We start from the raw sequence: 12,584 nt of genomic DNA, 5'->3' as shown, positions 1-12,584 counted from the left end.
CGGAACGCTTTTCGGGAGGACCTCACAGGCAGCTTAAATTCCAGTCAAAACTGGCTCACCAAATGGGTAAGGACAAGCCCGATTAATTAATGTAGCTACACGAATAAAGCCCGCTTGCGTAACCATTACTTTACTATACTTTAACTAGTAAAAAAAACGCTGGCACTACCAGCGTCAGCGTTTAATAATCTAACCCATAAAACCTGCTTATCTAGGCAGGCAAAAAGGAAAGCTATAATTTAGAAGCAAGGTTAATTTAGTTAGTTTTTGGCCCCCAGGGTGGCCACTTTTCGCTAAAAGTCAGTAACCCTTTTAGCAATAACGGTGAAGCCTAGATAACCCCTTAACCCACTCATGATAATCAGTTGGCTTGACAATGTACGAGTTTGCAAAATGACTATACACGTCTGCTATGTCTTCATAGTGATTGGATCGACTAAGAACAATAGTAGGTATCCGATGGAATAAAGGATGGGACTTAAGCCCTTGCAAAACAGTTAACCCCACGGTTGAGGTGGGCAGATATAAATCTAGTAATATTAAGCTGGGTAAGTCTTCTTCCCGCTGCCGGCAAGCCTCCAGATGAGGAATCACTTGTGCGGGGTCGGCAAGCCAGACTAGTTCAGCCCCAGGAAACTGCTGGAGTAGTGCCCACCGGGTAATAAACCATTCATCCGCCTTATCCTCAATACTTAGAATGGTCAGTTTACGGGCTCCTGATTGAGGCAATAGCTCAGTCTCCCTATCGTTCTGCTGCAAAAAATACTGTTCATAGACTCGCCTTCGATACTGAGCTAATAAATACTCAAAGGCGAGTAGATTCGGATCTGGATTCATAGTCAAGAAGTTTTCACGTCTACTCTTCATTAAAATAGTCCACTACTTTACCCTAAAGTGCCCTACTCTGGTGAGGTCTCTCCGAATAGCTGTGTAGCGTTTGCTCTGTATCAGCGGCGGCTACGGGAAGAAAGAATTTCATTCGGGACTACCTACACTTTGCCTAAACAAGTCTATAGTTAATAAGGGTAATGAGGCAACAGAGCTCTATCAGATCAATCCCATGCTAGATAGCTTGGGAAATTGAACACAAGCAGCCATGTTGCGTCAGAATCAGTGATTTTGTATTAAACCAATAGCGCTAGTTGCCCTCCCAAAACTGTCTTCACCCAGAAATCGAATAGTACAAGTTGAGTTTAGGCTAAAAACTTAGTATAATACAATTGACTGATAACCAGATTAATTACAGTCACTTGCACTTTTTTAGGTATCAAACCTGGATAAAAAATTAACTAGTTAGTATGCAAGCATACCTTTAAATAAGTATACACATGAAAGTAGGACAATGTAATCTTTTTATTTAACTTTTAAGTCTTTCAGGGGTCGAAAAGCTAAGCAAAAGACGGGATGAAAAACGAACCAGCTTCATCAGATAGAGGTGACTCGGTATTAGCTGACTGGCTTGAAGCTATTGATAAGCTCTATGCGTATTATCAGGAATTGCTCACCTGCATTAGTCAGGGAGAACTAGAACAAGAGCTAAGGGTAGAAACCACTACTCATATCGGCCAGTGCCCGAAGAATCAAGTAGTGAAGCTAATGGATACCATGCAGACCGAGGTAGTAAATTTAATCCAAGATATAGATCAGACAGCTAATCTTCAACCGCCTACGAGGGAAAGGGTTCATGCCAAATTAGTCAAGCACACACTGCGCTTAAATCAATTAAATCACCAAGCCTATACCAGGCTTTGCCTGATAAAGCAATCTTCCTCATAGCCAAAAAATCGACTACTATCTCTAAAAAATAGCAAAGGGCCAATTAGCTAGACGCTTATTATATCAACTCCCAATTCTCACGCAAGGCCTGCACCATTTCTCGTAATCGCTCATAAGTCAGGGGCTTGGTCAAAAAATAATTGGCCCCTAGCGATGTACAACGCTGAATGTCATTTGCCTCTGAGGAGGTAGTTAGCATCACGACCGGTAATTCGGCATAAGCAGCTACGCTACGCAGATCTCGCAACGCCTCAAACCCGTCTTTTCGAGGCATGTTGATGTCCAACAAAATGAGCAACGGTAGTTCACCGCATTCGGCTAGCCTGGAAAGTAGCTCTTCTCCGTCCTTAAGAGAGAGCACCTTAATTGGGGGTGATTCTTCCTGAAAAGCAGAGCAAATTATGAGTTGATCGTCTTCGTCGTCGTCAACGATCCAGACGGAAGGCATTTGCATTGATGGCATGGAATGAAGTGTAAGTTACGGATAATAGCAATGTTACCGATTATTTGATCAGGAAACAACTACTGACTTATGGGTTGGGTAGCGTTCAACGCCATTATAGGGGTTAAAAACCAATTAAGATCAAAGTAGTTACTAACCCATTGGCCATTGCCTTGGTTTGCGTATTTATCATTAAAAACAGAGCCTATATTTTGTCAATTTTTCTACCTGAAACGGATGAAGTATACTATTTTAGGGGTCGATGATGACGACGATGATTTTATAATACTATCCACTCTAGTTAAGGATTGCTACCCAGACGTCACCCTCTTGCATGCCTCAAACGGGCAGCAAGCAACCCAAAAGTTACTCGACGGCTTACACCCCCACTTAATTCTGATTGATGTACAGATGCCTTTAACGGATGGACACGAGTTAATTGCCTGGCTAATGAACTCCGAAGCCTGGCGCCATATACCCGTTGTAATATGGACGGGAGCCATCTCGGACAGTGAAGCAACTCGCTATTATCGGGCGGGAGCTAATTCACTTCTGTTAAAGCAAACGATTTTACAGGATGTAAAGGCTTTTTGTAAATATTGGTTAGAGCTGGTTCAACTACCCCAACTCGTTTGGCAACAGTAATATACCTTGACCAAAAAAAGGGAGGGTGGCCAATATTTCGTATGAAATGTTGGCCACTCCTATCAGTAGCCGTCTAAATGACAAAGCCCTACTCAATCTCGATTTGTTTGCAGCAGTTCATTGAGTAACTTGATTAAGACCGCTAGATCGACAGGCTTGGCTAAATGGGCATCAAAACCGGCCTCTTTAGCGAGCTGTTTATCTTCATCTTGTCCATAGCCCGTTAAAGCGATCAAAATCATATCCTTTCCCCAGACCTGCTGACGAATCAACTGGCACGTCTGGTAGCCATCCAGCTCCGGCATCCCAATATCACAAAGAATGACCCTTGGGCGTAGCTCCTCAGCCGCCTGAATGCCTTGCCGACCATTTAGACAGGTATGCACCTGGTAGCCCTTCAACTTCAGTAGCATCGACAAAGTGAAAGCCGCATCGGCATTATCGTCAATCAATAAGAGCTGGGGAGCTGAAGCAGGGGCCGTGGGCTTGGAATCGGAAGAGGGCCCTGGCGTCGGGGCTACGGTCAACGTCGGTAGCCAGACCCTAAAATCACTGCCCTTTCCCAATCCTTCGCTACGGGCTTCTACCCGACCTCCATGCAGTTCGGTCAATCGTTTGACTAAAGTCAGGCCCAACCCTAAGCCCCCCTGTGAGCGGGCCAGCGAGTTATCCCCCTGCACAAACAGCTCGAAGATGGACTCTAGGTGTTCAGCTCTTAAGCCAATGCCTGTATCCTCCACTTGGAGCAAGGCTTCCTGACCAATGTGTTCCAGGCTAATCCTCACCTGGCCACCGGATGGTGTATAGCGAGCCGCGTTAGTGAGTAGATTACTCACCAGCTGCATTAAGCGGGTAGCATCCCCGTCCAACTCAATGCCAGTTCGGGGTAAATTTACTAGTAGTCGATGCCCTCGCTCCTGATATAGGCTACTGACTGCTTCAAGGGCTTGACGGACCGCATCGACCAAGTTCATTCGCTGAGTTTGCAATTCAATCTTGCCTTGGCTTATGCGGCTCACATCCAGCAGATCATCCACCATTCGCACCAGATGATCGGTCTGTCGATTCATCATATCGACGGTGGAGCGGCTCATCTCGTCCTTGCCTTGGGTGAGCGACAAGATTTGCAACCCCGAACGAATCGTCGACATCGGATTCCGTAATTCATGAGCCAGCATGGCCAGAAACTCATCCTTGCGTCGGTCGGCTTCTTGCAGGGCTTCTTCCGCCCGTTTTTGGACTGTCAGATCCCGCATCACTTTCAACAGACCAATGAGTGAACCGGTCTCATCGCGCAGGGGGGTGACCACGCCCGAGCCATAAAACAGCGAGCCATCCTGGCGGCTGTGCCAGCGTTCATTGTCAAAGCGGCCCACCCGGATGGCGATTTGAGCCTCCTGGCGGGGGATGTTCTGCTGGCGGTCTTCAGGGTTGTAAAGCCGGTCCACAGGCTGCTGCAGGATCTCCTCTTCCGAGTAGCCAAACAGGGCCTCGGCACCCGGATTCCAGGACGTGACCCGTTGGTCCAGATCGGTTGTGAAGATGGCGTAGTCTTTGGCACTGTCCAGAATGGCTCGTTGCCGCTCTTCGCTTTGGCGCAGGGCTTCCTGAGCTTCTTTGCGGTCAGTAATGTCCATCATCACCCCACTGACCCGAACCGGCTGGCCGTTTTGTTCAACCATTACCCGACCATAGCCACTCATCCAGCGTATAACCCCATCCTCCCGCACAATCCGAAACTCAGCGTCGTAGAGCGTGCGCTGGGCAATTGCTTGGGTAAGCTGATCTTTGATGGCTTCGGCATCGTCCGGATGCAGGTGACTCATAAAGGCCTCAGAAGGTAGGGGGTTGGACTCAACAGCCATACCCAACAACTGAAAATGCAGTTCATTCCAGTACACCTGGTCGGTCACTAAGTCCCACTCCCAGGTGGCTAGCTCGGCCGCTTCAATCGCCAGCCGATTGCGCTGCTCCAACTGACGCAGGGCTTCTTCGGCTTGTTTGCTCTCGTGGATGTCGGTGGCAGCCCCATACATGTTGATCACCTGACCGTTCTCGTCTATGAGTGGTGAGGCACTGACGACAAACCAGCGATACGCGCCGTCGTGGCGCCGTATCCGGTGTTCCTGCTGCAACGAGGTGCCGACTGCCACGGCCTCGCTATAGCGCTTGGCCGAAGCTTCCCGGTCGTCCGGGTGAATGGCCTCCATCCAGCCCCAGCCAATGGCCTCTTCGAAACGCTGTCCGGTATAGTCCAACCAGCGCTGGTTATACCAGTAGGTGGAACCATCCGGTTGGCTATCCCAAAGCAGGTCGGGCACCAGGTTGGCAATCGATTCAAAGCGCTTTTGCGACGCGCGCAAGGCTTCTTCGGCTTTGGTTCGTTCGATGGTGTCCCAGGTGCGCAGGGCCACGTCCCGGATGAGAGCCAGCTCCGTGGGCTTCCAAACGCGGGGCACCGGACTATGGACCGCAATTCCGGCCGAATAGGTGCCATAGCGCAGCAGCGGCACGTTTAAAAAGGCGGCAACCCCAATGCCCTGGTAGACCGACAATTCGTCTGGAGTCAGTCCATTCACCTCTGTCACATTGGCTACCTCGACCACCTGACCTTGTTCCAGGCCCTCAAAGAGCCAGCTGCCAAACGGTTTCAGGGAATGGCGGCCAATCACGCTGGGCTGACCTGGCTCCCGCTGGTAGGCACTTTCAATGACGTGGTGCCAACCCTGCTGGTCGGCTTCGGCCCGAAAGAAATAGGCGCGGCTCAGCCCCAGGTGCTCGCCCAGTAGCTGTAGGGCCACCTCCTGCACCAGATCCGGACGGGTCAGGGTCTGCAATCGATCGCTTAACGTCAGTAGCAGCGCTTTTTGCTGCTCGCTTTCCCGTAGCGCTTCTTGGGTTACTTTTCGGTCGGTAATGTCGTCGAACATGACGGCGAACAAACGGCTCCCCGCCCCACCCACGCGGGAAGCATACGCCGAATACCAGCGTCTAGTAGCCGCGTGATAGTTCTCAAAGCGCAGGGGCTGCCCGGTTTTGATCACCTGATCATAGGCTTCCAACCAGTAGGGTTCGGTGTTCGGCGTCGTTACACTGCCCAGTTGACCCGCTGCGTTTAGAAGACCCGTCTGTCGTTCAAAGACCGCATTCACATCCAGATACCGCCAATCGACCGCCTGACCCGCTTCATTATAGAGTAGCTCACTCATATGAAAGCCTTCGTCCATCGACTCAAACAGGGTGCGGTATTTATCTTCCGATTGGCGTAGGGCTTCTTCGCCTCTGGCTCGTTCAATGGCTGCCCAGGTCCGTTCCACAGCATCCTCAAACAGAGCCACTTCACTCGCCGTCCAGGAGCGAGGCTGTGTCGATAGGGCACCAGCAGCCCAGATCATGGTCTGGCTGCCCCGGCGGATCGAGGCAGCCAGGAACCCCACCGCCCCTAGCCCAGCGAACGACAGCCGGTCCATATCCGTCAAGCGGGCATCGGTGCGCACATCGGTATAGACGATGGTGCGTTCGAAAATTTCCTGGATGGCGGCAGGAAAGTCCGCCCCGCGATAGGAGCCTTGCAGGGGGGGCATGTCCTGACGGCGGGTCTCATGGGTAACTAGGACGGTATCGTCGTTGGGGTTCAAGGAGACCAGATAGACCCGATCGGCTCCCAACTGCCGGGCAATGAGTTGAGTGGCTCGATTGCCAATGGCTTCGACGCCCGTTTCGGCGCGTAAGGTATCGCTCAGCTTCAGCAGAAATGCTTGGTCTTTCCCGTCAGGTGTGGCCTCCATAGAGATGATTAATACTGGTTTACAGCTAAACCACAGAAGAAAAGAAGAGTTATCGGCTTGTGAATGAAAGCGTCTCTTTAATCGCCCGTTTCTCTGAGACAGCATGTAAATGCTGATATTGATGTTAAGATGGCTACCGTCTCAAATTGCCATCTCATCAATCAAGGTCTCAGTTTCAGTGACCAGTTGAGTTAACGATATACTGAATTCCTGCTACGTGGGCTCTGCAATGGCAAGTGATTGATTTTGAACGAAACGGCCGCCCCCATATAGAACCTTAGTGTAGTAAATCTTAAATCGTAAAAATCAATTAGTTAAATAGTTTATTAGCTACTCATGCTATTGAAAAGAAGAGTAACTTTGATCTAGTTGATGAATAAATAAAAATGTTCTCATATATCCAGCTATTTTATGTACACCTCTCCTAATTATAGGCAAGCTAGTATCCTGGTTATTGACGATAATGCCGATCACTGGCTGATCATGCAACAGGCTTTGAATGCGTTTATACCACAACTAAAAACAATCTGGACGACCGGCGCTGAGGGTACGTTCGACTATTTAGATCAGTGTGTAGAGGTAGGCAAACAGATTCCCAAATTGATTTTATTGGATTTGTACTTGCCGACCCGCCAAGAAGGCAAACAACTGCTGCAACAATTAAAAGCCAATGTGCACTATCGAAATACGCCTGTTGTGGTGCTAAGCCATTCCAGCCAACGAGACGATATTTACGAGATGTACGATTTGGGTGGTTCCTCTTATATGGTTAAGCCCTTGGCATTAGATGAGTGGTTGCCCTTATTTGAAGCCTTAAAAATATACTGGTGGGACACGACCACCTTGCCTCTTCCTTCCTAAAGCCATCTCCTAGCTAGATTCCATCTAGTACTGCAATCGGAATAAGTACGTTTGTAAACGTGATCACTTAATCAATACTATTTGTGGTGAGTTAGTAAAGTACACTACTCTCCCTAGCAATCATGAAAAATTCCACCAATACCGCCAATACCAACTTTAAAAATGCTAAAGTGCTCATTGTTGAAGATAATGATGATCAATGGCAGATTATCCAACAGGCGATGCGCCAATGCATTCGCGAGGTAACAGCCCAACGGGTATCCAACATCGAGCAAGCATTGACGCTCCTGAATGACTGGCGCTATCAGGAATGGGAAATCCCCAAACTGATTTTGCTGGATCTTTACCTGCCGACTAATAGTGATGGGTGGCAGTTGCTCAAATTTATAAAAACAATGCCGGTCAATTTTAGTCAGATTCCGATTGTGATGCTTACCTCTTCGGCTGACCGTACCGATATTATGGATGCTTACCGACTGGGTATTTCCGCTTACCTGGTTAAACCCATTGAGTTCGCTGATTGGCTAACTTGTTTTCGGCAATTACGCATCTACTGGTGGGAAACTGCTACACTCCCCCAAACTCAGTATGAAATTTAGCTAGCTGCAGTACCCTACCACGCTAAGAAACTGCATGCTAATCGCTGCCGGATAACTGCTTCGCCAATCCAACTGAGTCACTTACTAGAACATCAAGCAGGAAAGAAATCACCCCAATGAGCGCCGGACTAATTCCACTTGCTCATTTCCAGGCTATTGATCAAACATTTTTAACGCTTTCCAAGTCGAAACAGATTAATAACGAATTAATAGACTTGGCTATGATCTACTTCATAACCACTTTAGATCAACAAAGTAATTTTCGGCATTTTCACTTTGACCACGCTGAATTAGAAGCGGGCTTTGATGTGTTGAATAGGATTGTTGCTCAAGGAGATGTTTTGGTCAAGGCGATTGTGATTGACGGAAAGAGTATCATCCATCTACCTGTAGAGGCCTTTGATGGGCAGAGTTGTCAATCAGCAATTAACGCCTTAGAGCGCGAGTGGAGTAAACTTCTAGATAGGCCTATCAACAAATAAGGAATAGTTTTGCCCAACATGGTTCACTATAGGTGACCATTATACCGCCTTGTGCAGTATGAGACGGCAATCCTATCTGGCCAGCAAAACCTAATTGCTCCGCTTCGTCTGCAACAAGGGACCAGAAAGCGACAGCGAACCCTTCCATTCGTCAATTACCCAAAACCAAAACCTCATTTTCCGCCCCATTAACTAAGCCCTCAGCTGCCGAAAGGGTTAAGTAGGCAGACTTGTTGGCAAGCCCTATCTGATTGGCGCCAGCAAATGGAGCCTGACAAGCTCCTCAAAGCCTGCTTGATCCAAGCGATTATCATTGACAACAATGACGTTGTATCTATTCCCGCTACCCTCTGTGAGGGACAGATGAGGGGTCACAGTACGGCTGCTTATTCACCTAATTGTTTTTTTATGGCAACCAGACTTAAATTTTCCAAGACCAGCAAATCCCCTTTTTGGGCTACCCTCCGCGAGCGGGTCGATGCCTATTTTAGCCAACGAGCCATCTCGCCCCACGCCAACGGGGCTATGTGGACCAAAGCCCTGTTTTTCCTGCTGGGTTATGGTCTGATTTACGGGTTGATCCTCTCCGATCAGTTCGGGCCCTGGCCAATACTGGGGCTAGCCGTTTTGCTGGGTGTATTTGCCGCCTGCATTGGTTTCAACGTCTCCCACGATGCCCTGCACGGTGCTTTTTCGGCGCATCTCTGGGTGAATAACCTGCTGGGTGGCAGTTTTTATCTGCTGGGAGCTAACCCCTACGTCTGGAAGATTACCCACAACCTGGTGCACCATACCTTTACCAACATTCCCGGTCATGACGAAGATATCGAACTAGCGCCGGGGTTAGTCAGACTAGATCCCCAAGAGCCGCTCAGACCCTGGCACCGCTACCAGCAATGGTATACCTTTCCGCTCTACGCCCTGGCGTCGCTCTCATGGGTGTTTCGAAAGGATTATGTCAAGTTTTTCAAGAACCGCATTGGTCAACACGACACCGCTACGCATCCCCGCCATGAATACATTAAGTTATTTGTGGCCAAGGGACTTTACTATATTTTCTTTTTGATACTGCCTCTAGTCCTGCTTAGCCTGAGCTGGTGGCAGGTACTGGTCGGGTTTCTATCCATGCATATGGCCGAAGGGCTGGTCCTGGGCCTTGTTTTTCAGTTGGCTCATGCGGTAGAAGGGACTAGCTTCCCCCTACCCGACGAAAAAGGGACGATAGCCGATTCATGGGCTGTTCACCAGTTGTACACGACAGCCAACTTTGCCCCCCTCTCCAGGCTGGCGGCTTTTATTTGCGGGGGCCTGAACCGCCAGATTGAGCACCACTTGTTTCCTAAGATTTGTCATATTCATTATCCCGCTATTACGGTCATTGTTAAGCGTACAGCGCACGAATTTGGCTTGCCTTATCTGGAGAATCCCAGCTTTGGTTCGGCGCTCTATTCTCATTTTCGCTTATTAAAGACCTTGGGCCGACTTGCCTAGGTTTTATTGCTACAAGACCGGTTGCCCGCTCTTTTGGCGGCAACCTCTTTCTTTTCACCCAATTTTTACCCCTACATACTATGAATGCTCTACAACAAGTGCACAAGCTCGGCCAAAGTATCTGGCTAGATTTTATCGACCGGCCGCTGATGAACTCAGGCCACCTGCAACAACTCATGGAGGAGGATGGCATTCGAGGCATCACCTCCAATCCGGCTATCTTTGAGAAAGCCATTACAGCAGGAACAGAGTATGACCAGGACATCCAGCGGTTGTCGCAGGAAGACCTCTCTGACGAAGACCTATTTTACCGGCTTGCCGTAGCCGATATTCAACAAGCCGCTGATTTATTCCTACCCGTCTACGAAGACAAAGTCAGCGGGGCGGATGGCTTCGTCAGCCTGGAGGTCTCGCCCCGCCTGGCGCTGGACACCGATAAGACCCTGGAGCAGGCCCGCATCTTGTGGCAAGCCGTCAACCGACCCAATGTGATGATCAAGATTCCGGGTACCCAGCCGTGTTTACCCGCCATCCGACAGGCCATCGCTGAAGGCATCAATATTAACGTTACCTTACTGTTCAGTCTGGATCGCTATGCCGCTGTGGCCGAAGCCTACATAGCTGGGCTTGAGGACCGCCTGGCCGCTGGTCAATCTATCGATCAAGTTTCCTCGGTGGCCAGCTTCTTTATCAGTCGTATCGATACTTTGGTGGACCCGATTCTCACTGAGCGGGGCTTGCCCCAGTTAAAAGGCGAGACGGCGATTGCGCTGGCCAAGCAGGCGTATGCGCTGTATAATCGACTCTTTGACAGCGAGCGCTTTAGATTCCTGGCTGCCCAGGGCGCAACGCCCCAGCGGTTATTGTGGGCGAGCACGGGGACAAAAGATCCTGACTTTTCACCGGTCAAATACGTAGAGGCCCTCATCGGCCCGCAAACCGTAGATACCGTACCGATGGACACGTTGACTGCCTATCGGGAGACTGGGCGGCCAGCGGTTCGGTTGTCAAGTAGCGACTCCGAAGGGCTTCAGGTACTGGACAGGGTACAACAGGCAGGTATTGATTTGAACGCGATTGCTGAACAACTGGAAACCGAAGGCATCGCTAAATTCAACCAACCCTATGATAAACTCTTAGAAGCGATCAATCAGCAAAAGCACACTTTGACGACCCGGTAGAGACTCGTTTCTACTCTAAAAAAGGCGCAAAAAGTGGGCGTGTCTTGTGCGGCCTATGTCCCCACTTTTGCGCCTTTAGAACGGCGTAAAAACTAGGTATGCCCATAAAATACTTTTCAGTATATATTTTATCTGTCATTTGCCTTGAGTTGCTAGCTATCGAAGTACCTGCTCTATTCCCCTAAGATTGACTGGTCGCTCTAGCTATTGGCCGTTCCCTCACTTTGTGCCAGGAAAGGCCCATGGATAACAACGATACGCCAAGCTGGGAGTTTCCTAGAAGTTTCTACGACTGATGCTAGCTACCCTCCCTAACGAAGACCATTTGATCCGTAGCCTACAAACTGATCAGGTTACTGGCTTTTCCACTTTATATGATGCCTATGCGCCAACGCTTTATGGCTTCTTAGTTGGAGTGGTCAGGGATTCGGAATTGGCAGAAGATTTGCTTCAGGATGCTTTTGTCAAGATTTGGTCGAAAAGACATACTTATAATCCTAAGCAGGGTCGACTCTTCACCTGGCTAATGGTCGTGACTCGCAACCTAGCCAGGGATGAGTTGAGAGCCCGAAAGGTTAGACTTTCAGCTAGTTCGTATCTAGCTGTTCATTCGGAATGGCTTAGTAATCCTACCCCTTGTGATGGGCGGCTCACAACCACATTGATTAGTCAGCTAGCTCCTAAATACCGGGTAATTATCGATTTGTATTTCGAGCGCAATTACACATTCCCCGAAATAGCTGCGCACTTGACGCTACCCTTAGGTACGGTCAAAACCCGGTATCGCAAAGCGCTTCAAGAGCTCAAGGAGTTTTTTAGTCAGGACATTTATTACTACCAGCTTCATCTGCACAACTAGCGAATTAGTTGTTGAATGTAACAGGCCCACTTTCAATCAACTCCCTTGATACAGGCTATCTGGTTTAGTCTTGCTATAGTCTGTGGTTTATCCACAAGTCGTGGCTTTAACAATAAAAAACGCCCTGACTAAAAGCCTGGGCGTTTTGGATCTATCCACACCATTAACCATCCAAGAGATGCTTAATTCAATAGTCTAACTAGGAATAAGTTGTTCAGGGCTGCCCGTTAACATCTTAGTTAGGTAAAGGGCGTTGGTATATCGTCGTTTATGCCGAGGGAAAGAAAAAGGGCAACCTATTGGCACCCCTTTTACACTCACCCACTCTGTGGTTTAATCAGCGTTTCCCATTAAAGGCCCAATCTGGCTTAGTATGAAAATAATCAGAGTGGTTTACAGCCCTGATAATCGCATAAAGCAAGGTCTGTCCTTGCTGCCTAACCTCTCCCGTCAACTCGAT

Annotated in this window: 11 protein-coding genes; 8 read left to right on the top strand and 3 right to left on the bottom strand. The window is 48.9% G+C overall.

What is annotated here, in order from left to right; all coding sequences use genetic code 11:
- Positions 1–312: 312 nt before the first annotated feature.
- Complete coding sequence (locus GO755_RS36225; RefSeq protein ID WP_157590321.1) at positions 313–837, bottom strand: response regulator; 525 nt, start codon at positions 835–837, stop codon at positions 313–315.
- Positions 838–1,404: 567 nt separating this feature from the next.
- Between GO755_RS36225 and GO755_RS36220 the strand changes: the two genes are divergently transcribed.
- A complete protein-coding gene (locus GO755_RS36220; RefSeq protein WP_157590320.1) occupies positions 1,405–1,776 on the top strand; it encodes a hypothetical protein in 372 nt (123 codons plus the stop codon).
- A gap of 58 nt (positions 1,777–1,834) precedes the next feature.
- Here GO755_RS36220 and GO755_RS36215 read toward each other — a convergent pair whose 3' ends face one another.
- The gene (locus GO755_RS36215) at positions 1,835–2,239 is read right to left on the bottom strand and encodes a response regulator (protein WP_317166027.1); all 405 of its coding nucleotides are present in this window, start codon (positions 2,237–2,239) and stop codon (positions 1,835–1,837) included.
- Between the two features lie 216 nt (positions 2,240–2,455).
- Here GO755_RS36215 and GO755_RS36210 point away from each other — a divergent pair, with 216 nt between their 5' ends.
- Positions 2,456–2,863: a response regulator gene (locus GO755_RS36210; protein ID WP_157590319.1), complete on the top strand. Its 408-nt coding sequence runs from the start codon at positions 2,456–2,458 to the stop codon at positions 2,861–2,863.
- A gap of 92 nt (positions 2,864–2,955) precedes the next feature.
- On the opposite strand, the gene GO755_RS36205 is transcribed toward GO755_RS36210, so the two are convergent.
- Positions 2,956–6,651: a PAS domain S-box protein gene (locus GO755_RS36205; RefSeq protein ID WP_198175036.1), complete on the bottom strand. Its 3,696-nt coding sequence runs from the start codon at positions 6,649–6,651 to the stop codon at positions 2,956–2,958.
- A 411-nt stretch (positions 6,652–7,062) separates the two neighbouring features.
- Between GO755_RS36205 and GO755_RS36200 the strand changes: the two genes are divergently transcribed.
- The 6 genes from GO755_RS36200 to GO755_RS36175 all read left to right on the top strand — a co-directional run bounded on the left by GO755_RS36200 (position 7,063) and on the right by GO755_RS36175 (position 12,124).
- Positions 7,063–7,512: a response regulator gene (locus GO755_RS36200; protein ID WP_157590317.1), complete on the top strand. Its 450-nt coding sequence runs from the start codon at positions 7,063–7,065 to the stop codon at positions 7,510–7,512.
- Between the two features lie 122 nt (positions 7,513–7,634).
- Complete coding sequence (locus tag GO755_RS36195) at positions 7,635–8,111, top strand: response regulator (protein ID WP_157590316.1); 477 nt, start codon at positions 7,635–7,637, stop codon at positions 8,109–8,111.
- A gap of 116 nt (positions 8,112–8,227) precedes the next feature.
- Positions 8,228–8,593 carry a hypothetical protein gene (locus GO755_RS36190; RefSeq protein WP_157590315.1) on the top strand — a complete coding sequence of 122 codons (366 nt, stop codon included), beginning with the start codon at positions 8,228–8,230 and terminating at the stop codon, positions 8,591–8,593.
- Between the two features lie 408 nt (positions 8,594–9,001).
- Positions 9,002–10,084, top strand: a complete 1,083-nt coding sequence (locus GO755_RS36185) for a fatty acid desaturase family protein (protein WP_157590314.1) — start codon at positions 9,002–9,004, stop codon at positions 10,082–10,084.
- A gap of 80 nt (positions 10,085–10,164) precedes the next feature.
- A complete protein-coding gene (gene tal / locus GO755_RS36180) occupies positions 10,165–11,265 on the top strand; it encodes a transaldolase (RefSeq protein WP_157590313.1) in 1,101 nt (366 codons plus the stop codon).
- A gap of 295 nt (positions 11,266–11,560) precedes the next feature.
- Entirely contained in the window at positions 11,561–12,124 is a 564-nt protein-coding gene (locus GO755_RS36175; protein WP_157590312.1) for an RNA polymerase sigma factor, read from the top strand.
- Positions 12,125–12,584 lie beyond the last annotated feature (460 nt).

The sequence above is a fragment of the Spirosoma arboris genome (genome assembly GCF_009754945.1).
In the GTDB taxonomy this organism is placed as follows: domain Bacteria; phylum Bacteroidota; class Bacteroidia; order Cytophagales; family Spirosomataceae; genus Spirosoma; species Spirosoma arboris.
The sequence above is the reverse complement of the archived record's forward strand: the minus strand, read 5'-3'. Positions and strand labels throughout refer to the sequence as shown.